Source organism: Streptomyces triticirhizae (genome assembly GCF_003696235.1).
Taxonomy (GTDB): domain Bacteria; phylum Actinomycetota; class Actinomycetes; order Streptomycetales; family Streptomycetaceae; genus Streptomyces; species Streptomyces triticirhizae.
In genome coordinates this window covers 1-16,178 of the sequence record NZ_RFFJ01000015.1, presented here as the reverse complement: position 1 = coordinate 16,178, position 16,178 = coordinate 1, and the positions used below count along the sequence as shown (strand labels likewise).

At 72.9% G+C, this 16,178-nt stretch carries 14 protein-coding genes and 1 pseudogene; 13 read left to right on the top strand and 2 right to left on the bottom strand.

Annotation, left to right across the window (positions count from 1 at the left end):
- Positions 1–4: 4 nt before the first annotated feature.
- Positions 5–976: pseudogene (locus EBN88_RS05050) on the bottom strand (LacI family DNA-binding transcriptional regulator); the annotation flags it as partial.
- 147 nt (positions 977–1,123) lie between these two features.
- Here EBN88_RS05050 and EBN88_RS05045 point away from each other — a divergent pair.
- From EBN88_RS05045 to EBN88_RS04995, 11 genes are all read left to right on the top strand, one after another.
- The gene (locus EBN88_RS05045; protein WP_122182579.1) at positions 1,124–2,383 is read left to right on the top strand and encodes an MFS transporter; all 1,260 of its coding nucleotides are present in this window, start codon (positions 1,124–1,126) and stop codon (positions 2,381–2,383) included.
- Between the two features lie 9 nt (positions 2,384–2,392).
- Complete coding sequence (pafA, locus tag EBN88_RS05040; RefSeq protein WP_122182578.1) at positions 2,393–3,754, top strand: Pup--protein ligase; 1,362 nt, start codon at positions 2,393–2,395, stop codon at positions 3,752–3,754.
- 85 nt (positions 3,755–3,839) lie between these two features.
- Positions 3,840–4,835, top strand: a complete 996-nt coding sequence (locus tag EBN88_RS05035) for an FKBP-type peptidyl-prolyl cis-trans isomerase (protein ID WP_122182577.1) — start codon at positions 3,840–3,842, stop codon at positions 4,833–4,835.
- 75 nt (positions 4,836–4,910) lie between these two features.
- On the top strand, positions 4,911–5,282 hold the full coding sequence (locus tag EBN88_RS05030) for an FKBP-type peptidyl-prolyl cis-trans isomerase (protein WP_122182576.1): 372 nt from the start codon (positions 4,911–4,913) through the stop codon (positions 5,280–5,282).
- Positions 5,283–5,431: 149 nt separating this feature from the next.
- On the top strand, positions 5,432–6,385 hold the full coding sequence (locus tag EBN88_RS05025) for a helix-turn-helix transcriptional regulator (protein WP_122182575.1): 954 nt from the start codon (positions 5,432–5,434) through the stop codon (positions 6,383–6,385).
- Between the two features lie 63 nt (positions 6,386–6,448).
- Positions 6,449–7,417, top strand: a complete 969-nt coding sequence (locus EBN88_RS05020) for a helix-turn-helix transcriptional regulator (protein ID WP_122182574.1) — start codon at positions 6,449–6,451, stop codon at positions 7,415–7,417.
- A 3-nt stretch (positions 7,418–7,420) separates the two neighbouring features.
- Positions 7,421–7,660, top strand: coding sequence for a hypothetical protein (locus EBN88_RS05015; RefSeq protein ID WP_199742256.1), 240 nt, complete (start codon positions 7,421–7,423; stop codon positions 7,658–7,660).
- A gap of 142 nt (positions 7,661–7,802) precedes the next feature.
- The gene (gene tatA, locus EBN88_RS05010) at positions 7,803–8,069 is read left to right on the top strand and encodes a Sec-independent protein translocase subunit TatA (RefSeq protein ID WP_122182573.1); all 267 of its coding nucleotides are present in this window, start codon (positions 7,803–7,805) and stop codon (positions 8,067–8,069) included.
- 82 nt (positions 8,070–8,151) lie between these two features.
- Positions 8,152–9,054 carry a twin-arginine translocase subunit TatC gene (gene tatC, locus EBN88_RS05005; RefSeq protein ID WP_122182572.1) on the top strand — a complete coding sequence of 301 codons (903 nt, stop codon included), beginning with the start codon at positions 8,152–8,154 and terminating at the stop codon, positions 9,052–9,054.
- A 19-nt stretch (positions 9,055–9,073) separates the two neighbouring features.
- Entirely contained in the window at positions 9,074–9,973 is a 900-nt protein-coding gene (locus tag EBN88_RS05000) for a diacylglycerol kinase (protein ID WP_122182571.1), read from the top strand.
- Between the two features lie 66 nt (positions 9,974–10,039).
- Positions 10,040–12,850 carry a DEAD/DEAH box helicase gene (locus EBN88_RS04995; protein WP_122182570.1) on the top strand — a complete coding sequence of 937 codons (2,811 nt, stop codon included), beginning with the start codon at positions 10,040–10,042 and terminating at the stop codon, positions 12,848–12,850.
- A 491-nt stretch (positions 12,851–13,341) separates the two neighbouring features.
- Here EBN88_RS04995 and EBN88_RS04990 read toward each other — a convergent pair whose 3' ends face one another.
- The gene (locus EBN88_RS04990) at positions 13,342–14,274 is read right to left on the bottom strand and encodes a 5'-3' exonuclease (protein WP_233580469.1); all 933 of its coding nucleotides are present in this window, start codon (positions 14,272–14,274) and stop codon (positions 13,342–13,344) included.
- A gap of 244 nt (positions 14,275–14,518) precedes the next feature.
- Between EBN88_RS04990 and EBN88_RS04985 the strand changes: the two genes are divergently transcribed.
- Together EBN88_RS04985 and EBN88_RS04980 are read left to right on the top strand one after the other, a co-directional pair.
- Positions 14,519–15,718, top strand: a complete 1,200-nt coding sequence (locus EBN88_RS04985; RefSeq protein ID WP_122182605.1) for a cation:proton antiporter — start codon at positions 14,519–14,521, stop codon at positions 15,716–15,718.
- 202 nt (positions 15,719–15,920) lie between these two features.
- Positions 15,921–16,178, top strand: a 258-nt coding sequence (locus EBN88_RS04980; RefSeq protein ID WP_147472646.1) for a DUF2510 domain-containing protein, incomplete at its 3' end; no start/stop codon positions are given.

Genomic DNA, 16,178 nt, shown 5'->3' with positions numbered 1-16,178 from the left:
CCCGGCGCCGGACCAGGCGCACCGGAAGCACCGTGTCCGGCTGACCGGACCTCTCCCGCGAGCCCTCCCGGGCATCCTCCAGCACGGCCAGCAGCGCCCGCATCCCGGCCGCCCCCAGTTCCTCGGCCGGCAGGCTGACCGTGGTCAACTCCGGCTCCACCGTGGTGGCCAGCGCCAGATCGTCGAAGCCGGTCACCGACACGTCCTCCGGCACCCGCAGCCCCAGCCGCCGCACCGCCTTGCACGCCCCGGCGGCCAGCACGTCGTCGTCGCAGACCAGCGCGGTGGGACGGGGCGTGGCGGCCAGGGCCCGTTCGGCGGCGAGCAGCCCGCCGACCACGCTCAGCTCGGCCCGTTCGGTGCGTGGCGCCGGGGCGCCCGACGAGCGCAGCCGCTCGGCCAGCGTCGCGGCCCGCACGGCGAAGGTCCAGGAGTCGACGTCGGCAGCGATATGGGCGATCCTGCGGTGCCCCAACTCCCGCAGGTGGTCGGCGACCTGGCGCATCCCGGCCGCGATGTCCGGGTTGACCGTGGTCGCCGCAGGGGTCCGGCCCGGCTCGCTGTCCAGCATCACCAGCGGCAGCCCCGCAGCGCTGAGCGCGCTCAGCGCCTCGGCCGCCATCGACGAGGCCAGCACCCCGTCCAGGGTCGCGGCCGCCGAGGCGAACGGGTCGGGCGCCGGGCCCACCCCCTCGGGCGAGGGGTAGAGCACCAGGTGCAGCCCGTTCTCGGCCGCCACCCCCGCGGCGCCCGCGTGCACCCGCCCGAAGAAGTCGTTGGTCAGCGCCGGCACCACCACCAGCGCGGTGCGCGCGCGGCCCAGGCGCAGATTGCGGGCCGCCAGGTTCGGCCGGTAGCCCAGCTCCCGCGCGGCGGCCCGCACTGCCTCGGCGCGGGCGGGGGAGACCCGGCCGCGCCAGCGGTCGCGCAGCACCAGCGAGACCGACGCCTGGGAGACGCCGGCGCGCTCGGCCACGTCGCGGCTGGTCGGCGGTCGCGCCTGGGCCACGGGCCCTCCTCGGGAGCGGGTCACGGGCGAGAGGCCGGTTCTCGGCCTTCCGGATCGGGCCATCGTACGTAGAATCGGAGGCCGTTATACGTAACACTGACGAAGGGTGAACCCATGGCCGCCGGCTACGGGGAGCTGCTGCGCTCCCCCCATGTGCTGCGCCTGCTGACCGGCACGCTGGTGGGCCGACTCCCGCACGGCACCGCCCCGTTGGCGATCGTGCTCTTCACCCGGGCCGAGGGCGGCGGCTACTCGCTCGCCGGCGCGCTGGCCGCCGTGCACGGCCTGGCCACCGCCGTCGGCCAGCCGCTCCTGGGCCGACTGGTCGACCGTCGCGGGCAGCGCCTGATGTTCCCCGCCGCGCTGGTCTCCGCGCTGGCCATGGCCACGCTGGCGCTGGTCGGCACCGGCTCCGTGCCGCTGGCCGCGGCCCTGGTGCTGCTGGCCGGGCTCACCACCCCGCCGCTGGAGGGCGCGCTGCGCGCGCTGTGGTCGAGCGTGCTGGGCGTGCCCGAACGGGTGCGCAGGGCCTACGCGTTGGACGCCGTCGCCCAGGAGGTGATGTTCGCCGGCGGCCCGCTGGTGGTGATGCTGCTGGTCGCCGCCTGGTCGGAGGGCGCTGCCCTGCTGGTGATCAACGTGGTCGGCCTGCTCGGCGCGCTCACCGTGGTGGTCTCCGAGCCGTCCCGGGCCTGGCGTGGCGAGCGGCGCGAGGCGCACTGGCTGGGCGCGCTGCGCTCCGGCGGGCTGCGCGCGCTGCTGGGCTGCTTCCTGTGCGTAGGGATGGCGCTGGGCGCGATCTCGGTGGCCGCCGTGGCCTACGCGGACGCGCGCGGCGACGAGTTGGTCGCCAGCTATCTGCTCTCCGCGCTGGGCGTCGGCGCGCTGGTCGGCGGTCTGTGCTACGGCGCCAGGCCCTGGGCCGGGCCGGCCGAGTCGCGGCTGCTGGTGCTGGTGACCGCGCTGGCCGCCGGCTATCTCCCGCTGGCCCTGGTGCCGGCGTCCGTGGCGCTGATGACGCTGCTCGCCGGGGTCTGCGGGGTCTTTCTGGCGCCCGCGCTGGCCTGCGCGTTCGTGGTCATCGACCGGCACGCGCCGCGCGGCACCGTGACCGAGGCGTTCTCCTGGCTGGTGACCACCTTCGGGGTGGGCGCGGCCGTCGGTACGGCGGTCGCCGGCCCGGTCGTCGAGTGGGGGCAGGAGGCCGCCGGCTTCCTGGTCGCCGGCGTCTCGGGCTGGCTCGGGGTGCTGGTGCTGCTCGCCACCCGCCGCGTTCTCGCAGCTCCCAGGGGCGAGTCCGCGCCCTCGGCGGAATCGCGAAATGATCGAAACGCCGCGCTCGAACCCGGTTTCAGAAGCGGGCATCAGGCGTAATGTTCACTCATGGATCGCCGCATTTTCGGGCTGGAGAACGAGTACGGCGTCACCTGCACGTTCCGTGGCCAGCGACGGCTGTCCCCGGACGAGGTGGCCAGGTACCTCTTCCGCCGCGTCGTGTCATGGGGCCGCAGCAGCAACGTCTTTCTGCGCAACGGTGCCCGGCTGTATCTGGACGTCGGCTCGCACCCGGAGTACGCCACTCCGGAGTGTGACAACGTCACCGAGTTGATCACCCACGACAAGGCGGGCGAGCGGATTCTCGAAGGACTGCTCGTCGACGCCGAGCGGCGGCTGCACGAGGAGGGCATCGCCGGCGACGTCTACCTCTTCAAGAACAACACCGACTCCGCCGGCAACTCCTACGGCTGCCACGAGAACTACCTGGTCGCCCGGCACGGGGAGTTCTCCCGGCTGGCCGACGTGCTGATCCCGTTCCTCGTCACCCGGCAGCTGATCTGCGGCGCGGGCAAGGTGCTCCAGACGCCCAGGGGCGCGGTGTTCTGCGTCAGCCAGCGCGCCGAGCACATCTGGGAGGGGGTCAGCTCGGCCACCACCCGCTCCCGGCCGATCATCAACACCAGGGACGAGCCGCACGCGGACGCCGAGCGGTACCGCCGCCTCCATGTGATCGTCGGCGACTCGAACATGTCCGAGACCACCATGCTGCTCAAGGTGGGCGCGACCGACCTGGTGCTGCGGATGATCGAGGCGGGCACGGTGATGCGCGACCTCACCCTGGAGAACCCGATCCGGGCCATCCGCGAGGTCAGCCACGACACCACGGGCCAGCGCAAGGTCCGCCTGGCCACCGGCCGGGAGGCGTCCGCGCTGGAGATCCAACAGGAGTACTTCGACAAGGCGTTGGACTTCTGCGAGCGCCGGGGGATGCGGTCCGGGCTCACCGAGAGGATCCTGGAGCTGTGGGGGCGGACGCTGGAGGCGATCCGCGGCGAGCAGCTGGACAAGATCAACACCGAGATCGACTGGGTCATGAAGTACCAGCTGATCGAGCGGTACCGGGCCAAGCACAACCTGACCATGTCGCACCCCAGGGTGGCGCAGATAGACCTCGCCTACCACGACATCCACCGCCGCCGTGGCCTGTACTACCTGCTGGAGCGCAGGGGCCAGGCGGAGCGGATCTGCAACGACCTGAAGATCTTCCAGGGCAAGTCCGTTCCCCCGCAGACCACCAGGGCCAGGCTGCGCGGGGACTTCATCCGCCGGGCGCAGGAGCAGCGGCGGGACTTCACGGTGGACTGGGTCCATCTGAAGCTCAACGACCAGGCCCAGCGGACGGTCCTGTGCAAGGACCCGTTCCGGTCCGTCGACGAGCGGGTGGAGAAGCTCATCGCCGGCATGTGAGCGACACGCGGAGCGTGCCGGAGGTCGTAGGGTGGGCGGGACCAGCGGGGTCCCGCCCCGGCCGTTCCTACCGCGAGTTGGACTCATGATCCCCACACAACGAGCGCACCGCATCGTCGCGGCGCTGGCCGTGCCGGCGTTCTTCCTGACCGCCGCCTGCGGCTCCGAATCGGGCGACGACGAGGGCAACGGCGACGGTCCGGTGGCGACCGTCTCGGGTGAGCCCGGAGAGCAGCCCGAGATCAAGATCGACGCCGACGCCTCGGTCGCCGAGGAGACCGTCGTCGAGGTGCTCAGGGAGGGCGAAGGCGCCGAGGTCGCCGAGGGCGACTACCTGCGGATGGACGTGGTGGCCACGGCCGTGGCGCAGGACGCCGAGCTGGTCAACACCTGGCGCACCACCGAGGGCGAGCCCACCCAGCAGTCCGAGGACGGCGCCAAGCCGCAGGTGATCGCCCAGGCCAACGTGGAGTCCTCGCTGCCGCAGACGGTCACCGCGCCGCTGGTCGGGCAGCAGGTGGGGAGCCGGGTGCAGGTCGAGGGCCAGGCGGGCGAGCTGCTCGGGCCGGCCGCCCAGCAGGTCGGGCTCCAGGAGGACGACGGCGTCGTCTGGGTCTTCGACATCGTCGCCGCCGCCAGCGTGGACCCGGCCGGGTCCGTCGAGGGCGAGCAGGCCGAGACCGAGGACGGCCTCCCGGCCGTGGAGATGGGCGACGAGGGCCCGCAGATCACCGTCCCCGAGGGCGAGGACCCGCCGGAGGAGCTCCAGCAGCAGCTGCTCGTCGAGGGCGACGGACCCGAGGTCACCAACGGGCAGGCCCTGGTCGTCCAGTACACGGGCGTGACCTGGGCCGACGGCGAGGTCTTCGACTCCTCCTGGGAGCGCGAGTCGGCCTCAGCCTTCCAGATCGGCACCGGCTCCGTGGTCCCCGGCTGGGACCAGGGCCTGGTGGGCAAGCACGTCGGCGACCGGGTCCTGCTGGTGATCCCGCCCGACATGGCCTATGGAGACCAGGAGAACGGCGGCATTCCGGCCGGCTCGACCCTGGTCTTCGTGGTCGACATCATCGGCGCCGCCTGAGGGCTCTTCGAGCCCAGGCGCCTCGCGCGTCGACAACCGACGCGATGCGACGATCCTTCGTAGGAGTGGTTTTCGGTGAAGAACGAGAAGCCCGAGGTTGACTTCCCGGGAGGCGAGCCGCCGGCCGACCTGGAGATCAAGGACCTCTGGGTGGGGGACGGACCGGTCGCCGAGGCCGGTGCCCAGGTCTCCGTCCACTATGTGGGCGTGGCCTTCAGCACCGGTGAGGAGTTCGACGCCAGCTGGAACCGGGGTCAGCCCCTGCGGTTCCAGCTCGGCGCCGGTCAGGTCATCACCGGCTGGGACCGGGGCGTGCAGGGGATGCGGGTCGGCGGCCGCCGGCAGCTGACCATCCCGCCGCACCTGGCCTACGGCGACGCCGGGGCCGGCGGACGCATCAAGCCGGGCGAGACGTTGATCTTCGTCTGCGACCTGGTCTCGGCCTGATCGACGCAGGCGGTACCGTGGGCCCATCCCCGTCGCGGGGGTGGGCCCACGCGTTGTGGCGCCGAACGCCCCTGTGTCCGGGGGAGGTTGGGGCGACCGCCGCGCGCCGGCGGGAACGAAACGGACAAACGGAAGGGGGTGGCGGTGCGATGGCCATCGCCAAGGCCGAGCGGCTGATGAACCTGGCCCTGTGCCTGCTGAACACCGCCCGCCCGTTGAGCAAGCGTGAGCTGCGCACCTCCATCGAGGCGTATATCGAGGTGACCTCGGAGGACGCGTTCAACCGCACCTTCGAGCGGGACAAGGACGACCTGCGCGAGCTGGGCATGGTGATCGAGACCGTGGAGAGCCTGGACGGCGAGGTGGGCTATCTGGCCCGCCGCGACCTCAACCGGCTACCCCCGGTCACCCTGGACGCGGCCGAGGCCGCCGCGCTGGGCCTGGTCGCCAAGGTCTGGCAGCAGGCCAGGCTCGCCGGCGCGGCCAGCGGCGCGCTCCAGAAGCTGCGCGCCGCCGGCGTCCCCATGGTCGAGGCAGAGCAGGACCGCTACAGCGCCATCGAGCCGAGGGTGCCGGCCGGGGAGGCGGCGTTCGAGCCGCTGATGATCGCCTGCCGGGACCGCCGGCTGGTGACCTTCGACTACCGCAAGTCCAACGCGGCGACCCCGCGGGCCCGGCACGTCGAGCCCTGGGCGTTGGAGTGCTGGCACGGCAACTGGTATCTGGCCGGCTGGGACCGGGAGCGGCGGGCGCAGCGGGTCTTCCGGCTCTCCCGGATCGTCGGGCGGGTCAGGTCGCGGTCCGGGGAGTTCACCGCCGAGGTCCCCGACCAGGTGGCGGTGCGCGAGGGCGTGGCCGCGTTCGCCGGGGAGCACGCCACCGCGCAGGCCCGGATCAGGCTGCGCGCCGGCGCGGGCTACCCGCTGCGCGCCCGCGCGACGCGGTTCATCAGCCGGGGCGTGGAGTGGGACGAGCTGGAGATCCCCTACGGGCACGGACTCGACGCCTGGCTGGCCGAGTTCGGGCCGGACGTGCTGGTGCTGGAGCCGGCCGAGCTGCGGGCCGACGTGATGGAGCGGCTGCGCGCCGTCGCCAAGGGCTGACGACGGGGCGAAGGCACGGCCCGCGACTCGGGCCGGGGAAGGGCAGGAGGGGGAGATGACGACATGGCGACCACCGCCATTGACCGCACCAGGCGGCTGCTGTCGCTGGTGACCTATCTGCGGGAGCGGCCGGGGGCCAGGGTCGACGAGGTGGCGCGCGCCTTCGGCGTGAGCCAGGACGAGCTGATCTCGGACCTGAGCGTGCTGCCGATGTGCGGCACCAGCTTCCGGGGCGGCGACCTGCTGGACATCGACACCGACGGCGAGCACATCTGGTGGTACAACGCCGAGGCCACCGGCTCCACCACCGGGCAGCCGCTGCGGCTCGCCGCCGACGAGGCGACCGCGCTGCTGGTCGCGGCGCGCGCCGTGGCCACCATGCCAGGGCTGCGGGAGGGCGACCGGGACGCGCTGCTGCGGCTGACCGCCAAGCTGGAGGCGGCGGCGGGGGAGAGCGCCAGGGCCAGCTCGCGGGTGTCGGTCACCTTCGAGTCGGAGGGCGGCGTCTTCGCCGAGGTGGACCGGGCCATCGCCGAGCGTCGGCGGCTGCGCATCCGCTACTACTCGCCGGGCCGGGACGAGTTGACCGACCGGGAGATCGACCCGATCCGGCTCTTCGCCGTCGGCCACACCTATGTCGAGGCGTGGTGCCACCGCACCGAGGCCCGGCGCACCTTCCGGCTGGACCGGGTGGCCAGCATCGAGCTGCTGGACGTGCCGGCCGACCCGCCGCCGATCGAGCCGCGCGACCTGAGCGAGGGCCTGGTGCAGCCGGCGCCGACCGACCCGGAGGTGGTGATCGAGGTCGGCCCCGGCGGCCGGTGGGTCGCCGAGTACTACGCGCACGACGAGGCCGAGGAGCTGCCGGACGGCGGGTTGCGCATCACGTTGCGCACCCCCGACCCCACCACGCTGCGCCGGCTCGCGCTCCGGCTCGGGGGCGACGGGCGGATCGTCGCGCCCCCGGAGCTGGCGGACAGCGCGCGCGAGGCGGCCAGGGCCGCGCTGCGCGGCTACGAGGAGTTGGGATAGCACGTGTTCTGGCCGATGGCGCTCGTTCTTCTGACCTTCACCGGGGTCGCCGTGCTCGGGGTTCTCGCGGTGCGGGTGGGGATCGAGGTGGCCCGTTTCTCCCGGGCCGTCGCCGAGGGAACGGAGCGGCTCGGCCGCGCCGCCGACGAGCTGGAACGCGCCGCCGCCCCGCTCGCGGCCAGGTCGGGCCGGGTGCGCCGGGAGATCTCCCCGGGTGTCGGAAGTGAGATCCGGGAAGAATAGAGCGACGCCCAAGCATTGCTTTGTGTTTACCCCCGGGCGTTAAGATTGCTGATCGTGTGGCTGGTGGTCGCGATTCCTCCATCACCCGCCAGCGTCAGATCCCAAATCTCGAAGAGAGACCCGAAGAGAGAGAAGACACATCATGGGCGCTATCTCCCCTATGCACCTTCTCATCGTCTTCCTCGTCGTCGTTGTGGTCTTTGGCTCCAAGCGCCTGCCGGACACCGCCAGGGCGCTGGGCAAGTCGATGCGGATCATGAAGAGTGAGACGGCCGCCATGAAGGCGGAGAACAACAAGCCGGCCGACGACGCCGAACCGGTCGTCGCCCCGCGCAGCATCGAGCCCACCCCCGGCGAGGCGACCGCCGCCCGGCCCGTGGACGAGCCCAGGGGCGAGGCCAGGGGCTGACGCCTCGACGTTCACCGTGACCGTGCAGTGAGGGCAGGCGGCCGGGTGGGACACCGGCCGCCCTACGAGATGAGGACGTGGGGTGCTCAAGACCGCGCGTAAACCGCCGAAGGACCCCGAAGGGCGGATGCCGCTCACCGAGCATCTTCGTGAGTTGCGCAACCGGCTGGGGATCGCGGCGCTCTCGGTCGTGATCGTGGCGATCGTGGCGGCGTTCTTCGCCAAGGACATCATGGATTTCCTCACCGATCCGGTGCCGATGTGTGAGCGAGGGAGCCTTCAGGCCGAGGAGAAGCGCTGCGCCGTGCTGGCGCAGAACGGCCTGACCGCGCCGTTCGCCACCTATCTGCGGGTGTCCCTGCTGGTGGGCCTCATCGGGGCCTCGCCGGTCTGGCTCTACCAGCTCTGGGCGTTCATCGCGCCCGGGCTGCACCGCAACGAGAAGAAGTACAGCCGGGCCGTGGTCGCGGTCGGCGTTCCGCTGTTCCTCACCGGCACCTACTTCGCCTACTGGCTGCTGCCCCGGGCGATCCCCGTGCTGCTGAGCTTCAGCGCCGACGACGCGCAGAACTTCGTGAGCGTCGAGGAGGTCCTCGACATCACCGTCCGGCTGGCCCTCGCGTTCGGCATCTCCTTCGAACTCCCGCTGCTGCTCGTCCTGTTGAACCTGGGCGGCGTGGTCTCCGGCAAGCGGATGATCAGCTGGTGGCGCTGGATGGTGATGGGCATCGCGATCTTCGCCGCCGCCATCACGCCCACCGACCTGATGTCGATGATCGCGCTCCAGATCCCGGTCACCGGCCTCTACTTCCTGGCCTGCGGCATCGCGATGCTCAACGACCGCCGCCGGCGCAGGCGGAACGCCGACGCCGAGCTGGCCGACGACGAGGCGTCCGAGCTGGACCTGACGCCCGAGCCCGTCGGCCCCGCCGAGAGGCTCGACGACGACCGCCCCGTCAACGGGTATGACGACGACGTGACATGAGCCGTGGGAAGACCGCTGGATGAGCGGTGAGGTCACCCTGCTGATCAATCCGGTGGCCGGGCGGGGGAACGGGCGGCGCGCCGCCGAGCCCGTGGCCCGGGTGCTGCGCGAGGCCGGGATCGCCGTCCGGGTGCTGGTCGGCCTCGACGCGGACGACGCGCTGGCCCGCGCCCACGCGGCGGTCGCCGCCGGCACCGGGGCCCTGGTCGCCCTCGGCGGCGACGGGATGTCCTCCCTCGCGCTGCGCGCCGTCGCCGGCACCGCCACCCCGCTGGGGCTGGTCGCCGTCGGCACCGGCAACGACATCGCCCGCGCCCTCGGGCTGCCGCTGCGCGACCCGAGGGCCGCCGCCCTCGTGATCGCCGAGGCGCTCAAGCGCGGGCAGCCGCGCGCCGTCGACCTGGGGCGGGTCGGCGCGACCTGGTTCGGCAGCGTGCTGGCCACCGGCTTCGACTCCCGCGTCAACGACCGCGCCAACGGGATGCGTTGGCCACGCGGCGGGCTCCGCTACGACCTCGCGATGGTTGCCGAGCTGGCCGCCCTGCGCCCGCTGCCCTACCGCCTGCGGCTGGACGACGGGCCCTGGCGCGAGCTGGAGGCCACCCTCGTCGCCGTCGGCAACGGCCCCTCCTACGGCGGCGGGATGCGGATCTGCGCCGACGCCGACCTGGACGACGGGCTGCTGGACGTCACCGTCGTCGGCCCCTGCCGCCGTTCCACCCTGCTGCGGGTCTTCCCCCGCGTCTACCGGGGAACGCACCTGAGCCACCCCGTCGTCACCACCCACCGGGCCCGCCGCGTGGAGCTGGCGTCGCCCGGCGTCACCGGCTACGCCGACGGCGAGGCGCTGGGGCCGCTGCCGCTGGTGGCCGAGTGCGTTCCGCGCGCGGTGCGGGTGCTGACGCCCGAGCCGGCCTGAGCGCCACCGGCCCCGGGAGAGATCGCCAGGAAGAGCGGACCGGTGGGCCGGTAGGCTCGGGAGACGATGACCGAGCACATGTCTCCCGCCGAGCGGTACGCCGAGTCACGGCGTCGGGCTGCGGACGAGCGGACCGCTCTCGCCCCGTTCCGTGATCTCTACGACTTCGCCCTGGACGACTTCCAGATCGAGGCGTGTCAGGCCCTGGAGGCCGGGCATGGCGTGCTGGTCGCGGCGCCGACCGGCTCGGGCAAGACGATCGTGGGCGAGTTCGCCGTCCACCTGGCGCTCAGCCAGGGCCGGAAGTGCTTCTACACCACGCCGATCAAGGCCCTCTCCAACCAGAAGTACGCCGACCTGCTGCGCCGCTACGGCGAGGACAGGGTCGGCCTGCTGACCGGCGACAACAGCGTCAACTCCGACGCCCCGGTGGTCGTGATGACCACCGAGGTGCTGCGGAACATGCTCTACGCCAACTCCACCGCCCTGACCAACCTCGGCTATGTCGTGATGGACGAGGTGCACTACCTCTCCGACCGGTTCAGGGGCGCCGTGTGGGAGGAGGTGATCATCCACCTCCCCGAGTCCGTCTCGCTGGTCTCGCTGTCGGCCACGGTCTCCAACGCCGAGGAGTTCGGCGACTGGCTGGACACCGTGCGCGGCGACACCCGGGTGATCGTCTCCGAGCACCGGCCGGTGCCGCTGTGGCAGCACGTGCTGGCCGGGCGCCGGCTCTACGACCTGTTCGCCGAGTCCGACAGCAAGCGGGAGGTCAACCCCGACCTGCTGCGGATGGCGCGGCTTGAGAACACCCGCTCCTGGGGCGCGCGGGAGCGCAACCGCAACGTCCGGGACCGGCGCAGGGCCGCCGAGCGGGAGCGCGAGAAGCGCCAGCGGAACCGGCTCTACACGCCCAGCCGCGTCGAGGTCATCGACCGGCTCGACGCCGAGGGGCTGCTGCCGGCCATCACGTTCATCTTCAGCCGCGCCGGCTGCGAGGCGGCCGTCCAGCAGTGCCTCGCCGCCGGGCTGCGCCTCAACGACGCGCCGGCGCGCGCCCGCGTGCGGGAGATCGTCGAGCGCCGCACCTCCGCCATCCCCGACGAGGACCTCCATGTGCTGGGCTACTTCGAGTGGCTTGAGGGCCTGGAACGGGGCATCGCCGCGCACCACGCGGGGATGCTGCCCCGCTTCAAGGAGATCGTCGAGGAGCTGTTCGTCGAGGGCCTCGTCAAGGCCGTCTTCGCCACCGAGACCCTGGCCCTCGGCATCAACATGCCGGCGCGCTCGGTGGTGTTGGAGAAGCTGGTCAAGTGGAACGGCGAGCAGCACGCCGACATCACCCCCGGCGAGTACACCCAGCTCACCGGCCGCGCCGGGCGGCGCGGGATCGACGTCGAGGGGCACGCCGTGGTGCTGTGGCAGCGCGGCATGGACCCGGGGGCGCTCGCGGGGCTCGCGGGGGCGCGCACCTATCCGTTGCGCTCCTCGTTCAAGCCCTCCTACAACATGGCCGTCAACCTGGTCGCCCAGTTCGGCCGGCACCGCTCGCGGGAGCTGCTGGAGACCTCGTTCGCGCAGTTCCAGGCCGACCGCTCGGTGGTGGGGATCTCCCGCCAGGTGCAGCGCAACGAGACCGGCCTTGAGGGCTACCGGGAGGCGATGACCTGCCATCTGGGCGACTTCGAGGAGTACGCGGGGCTCCGGCAGAAGCTCAAGGAACGCGAGACCGAGCTGGCCCGGCAGGGCGTCGCCCAGCGCAGGGCGGCCGCCTCCGACGCGTTGGAGAAGCTGCGGCCCGGCGACATCATCCACGTGCCCACCGGCAAGTTCGCCGGCCTGGCGCTGGTCCTCGACCCGGGGATGCCCGACGGGCGCAGCGGCGGACACCGGGGCTTCGACCACCACGACGGGCCGCGTCCGCTGGTCCTCACCGTTCAGCGGCAGGTCAAGCGGCTGGGCGCGATGGACTTCCCGGTGCCGGTCGAGGCGCTCGGCCGGATGCGCATCCCCAGGTCGTTCAACCAGCGCAGCCCGCAGTCCCGCCGCGACCTGGCCTCCGCGCTGCGCACCAAGGCGGGGCACGTCGAGCCGCGTCGGCACCGGAAGGAACGCGCCCAGGCCGCCGACGACCAGGAGATCGCGCGCCTGCGCCGCGAGATCAGGGCGCACCCCTGCCACGGCTGCGAGTCCCGCGAGGACCACGCGCGGTGGGCCGAGCGCTACCACCGGCTGCGCCGCGACACCCGGCAGCTCGAACGCCGGATCGCGGGCCGCACCAACACCATCGCCAGGACCTTCGACCAGGTCGCCGCGCTGCTGACCGAGCTGGACTACCTGCGCGGCGACGAGGTCACCGAACACGGCCGCCGACTGGCGCGGCTCTACGGCGAGTTGGACCTGCTGGCCAGCGAGTGCCTGCGGGACGGCGTCTGGGAGGGCCTCAACCCGGCGGAGCTGGCCGCGTGTGTCTCCGCGCTGGTCTACGAGGCGCGCTCCGCCGACGACGCGCCCGCGCCGGACGTGCCCGACGGGCGGACCCGGCAGGCGCTGGGCGAGATGGTGCGGATCTGGGGGCGGCTGGACGCGTTGGAGGAACGGCACCGGATCAGCACCGTGACCGGCGTCGGGCAACGCGAACCCGACCTCGGCTTCGCCTGGCCCGTCTACCGCTGGGCGCAGGGCCAGGGCCTGGACGCGGTGCTGCGCGACGCGGAGATGCCGGCCGGGGACTTCGTCCGCTGGTGCAAGCAGGTCATCGACGTGCTGGGCCAGCTGTCCGCCGCCGCCCCCGAGGGCAGCGGCGTGGGCAGGACCGCGCGCCAGGCCGTCGACCAACTCCTGCGGGGCGTGGTGGCGTACAGCTCCCTGGGCTGAGCCCTGCCCGGGCCGGGTCGGGCCCAGGGCCGGCGGGGCCCTGGGGGCCCGCGCGGCGGGGCGGCGGGGCCTGCGGCCGGGCGGCCGGTCGGGGTTGACGGGCGGTGGCGGTGAGCGGGCGGTGCGCCGGGGGCTGTTGGTGAACGGGCGGCGCGGGTGGCGGCCTGGCCGGTCGGGACGGTGCGGGGCGGGTGTTGTCAGCGACGGGTGGTTGTCGAACGGGTGCGGTGGGTTGGGGGAGTGGGCGGTGCGGGCTCACGCCCGGCGGCCGGGGCCCGGACGGACCGGATGCCGCTGACCCGTTCGGGGCTGGGTCGTTGACATGGGGGCGGCGTGAGGCTCGGTCTGCTGATCATGAACTGCCGTCGGAGGTGCGGCTGTTGCCACTGCCGGGCGGTGGCCCGGCCCGGCCTGGGCGCCGCGTGCCCGGCGCAGCCGATGCGCGTCCCCGGCCGGCGGCCGGGGGGTGCCGGCCCGCCCAGCGGGCCGGCTCAGGAAGCCAGCGCCGCGACCAGGCGGGAGAGGGAGCCGCCCAGGCCCCAGCGTTCGTCGAGCGCGGCCAGCGCCTCCGGGTCCCGGGGCGCGGCCGGCAGCGTCGCGTCCCGTTCGGGCAGCGGGAGGTCCGTGACCACCCGCACCACGCGCGGCGCGACGGCCAGATAGTCCGCCGCCTCGCGCAGCCGGCGGTGCTGCGCCGGCGTCAGCCCCGAGGTCGGGTCGTCCAGCGCGGCCACCAGGCCGGCCAGGTCGCCGAACCTGGCCAGCAGCTTGGCCGCCGTCTTCTCGCCGATCCCCGGCACCCCGGGGAGCCCGTCGCTCGGGTCGCCGCGCAGCAGCGCCAGCTCCGCGTAGCCGGGGCCGTCCACGCCGTACTTCTCCCGCAGCGCGGCCTCGTCGAACGCCGCCAGGTTCGCCATGCCACGGACCGGGTAGAGAACCCGAACACCCCTGGAGTCGTCGATCAGTTGGAAGAGGTCGCGGTCCCCCGTGACGATGTCAACGGGCCCGGTGGCGCGGTGGCTGAGCGTGCCGATCACGTCGTCGGCCTCGTGCTCGGGGGCGCCGACGCGGAGGATGCCCACCGCGTCGAGCACGGCCTCGATCACCGGCACCTGAGGGCTGAGGGTGTCCGGCACCTCCTCGACGTCGGTGCCCCCGGGCACCTCGTCGGCCACCCGGTGGGCCTTGTAGGTGGGGATCAGCGCCACCCGCCAGGCGGGGCGCCAGTCCTCGTCCACGCAGGCCACCAACGCGTCGGGCCGGTGGTCCCTGACCAGCCTGGCGATGAAGTCCAGCAGGCCGCGCACCGCGTTGACCGGGGTGCCGTCGGGGGCGCGAACGGAGTCGGGCACGCCGTGATAGGCGCGGAAGTACAGCGAGGCGGTGTCGAGCAGCATCAGACGTGTGGTCACAGGACGGATCATGCCGCACACCACCGACAATTTCGCCACGCCCCCTGGTGGCCCAGAAATCGTTTGGTAAGCTAAATATTAACGATTTCTTGACGCTCACTTTGCCGAGCCGTCCGGACGCCGAGAAGGAGACACTCACTTGCCGACGCCCACCCGACCCGGCACCCTCACTGGTCCCGCCGCTCTCCCGTCCGTTTCCCCGTCGCTCGACCCCCGGGGCTGATGCGGGATGGGACACGCTGACACCCTGCTCGCGATGGGCGGCGCCTTCGTCGCCGCCGCGTTCCTCGCCCGCCTCGGCGGCCGCATAGGCCTGCCCACGATTCCGCTCTTCATCCTGGCCGGGATACTGCTCGGCCCCAACACCCCCGGCTTCGTTCTGCTGGAGGACCCGCACGACCTGGAGATGCTCTCCGCGCTCGGCCTCGTGCTGCTGCTGTTCTACCTCGGCCTTGAGTTCCACATGGACGACCTCAAGACCGGCGGCAAGAAGATGGCCGTGGCCGGCTGCACCTATCTGGCGCTCAACGTCGGCGCCGGGCTGGGATTCGGCTTCGCGCTGGGCTGGGGCACGTCCGAGGCGCTGGTGCTGGCCGGTGTGCTGGGCATCTCGTCCTCCGCCATCGTCACCAAGATCCTGGTGGACGCCGGCCGCATCGGTAACCCGGAGACCAAGCCCATCCTGGGCATCATCGTGGTCGAGGACATCTTCCTCGCCCTCTATCTGGCCGCCCTCCAGCCGGTGATCTCCGGTTCCGAGAGCGCCGGCGAGACCGCCTGGCAGATCGCCAAGGCGTTCGGCTTCCTGTTGCTGCTGGCCATCGCGGCCCGCTGGGGCACCAAGCTCATCGGCCGGCTGTTCGCCATCAAGGACGACGAGCTGCTGGTCATCTCGTTCCTGGGCGCCGCCGTGCTGGTCTCCGGGATCGCCGAGCAGTTCGGGGTCGCCGACGCCATCGCCGCCTTCATGGTCGGCCTGATCCTGGGCAACACCGCCAACGGCGAGCGGATCAGGGAGTTGGTCCACCCGCTGCGGGACGCCTTCGCCGCGATCTTCTTCTTCGGCTTCGGGCTCTCCATCGCGCCCGGCGACCTGCCGACCGTCATCTGGCCGGTGCTGATCGCGGTGCTGATCACCGTGGTGATGAACGTGGGCGCCGGCCTGTTCACCGCGCGGATCTACGGGTTCGGCGCCGAGCCCACCGCCAACGTCTCCACCACCCTGCTGGCCAGGGGCGAGTTCGCGCTGATCCTGGCCACCATGGCGGCCGCGGCCGGGCTCGACGAGCGGCTGTCGCCGTTCATCGCCGGCTATGTGCTGATCCTCGCCGTGCTCGCGCCGCTGGTCGCCGGTCGTTCGCACTGGCTGGCCAAGATCCTGCCCGGCGGCCGGAACACCCCCAGCGAGGAGGCGGCGGCCATCCCCGAGCCGGAGCCCGCGAACTCCGGCAGGTAGTTCGGGGCGCGGCGGGAGCCACCCCAACGGGCCGCCCCGGCCCGAGCGTCCCGCCCGCCCGGTCACGTTCCACCGTGTCCCCCCATGCGTCAGTTCCGCTCAACGCCCGGCCGCGTGCCGGGCGTTGGTCGTGACGGAGCGGTGATCACGGGTCATCGCGCGGCCACTGGCCGCGACGGCGCGGGTGTGAGAAGTTCAGCGGGTGAGCCAGACCACACCGCCCGGCTGGTACCAGGACCCGGGCCGACCAGCGGGCGAGCCGGCGCGGGAGCGCTGGTGGGACGGTGCGGCCTGGACGGCCAGGACGAGGCCGGCCGAAGGGGCGCGCACCCCGACCGTTCCCTCGCTGCCCTCCGACGTCGCGGGCCGCCCGCACTCCCTGCCCACACTGCCCGGCGAGCCGCCCCCGCCCGCCGCCGACCCGCCGGCCGACCCCGCCGCCCGGGGCCGGCGGCGGGAC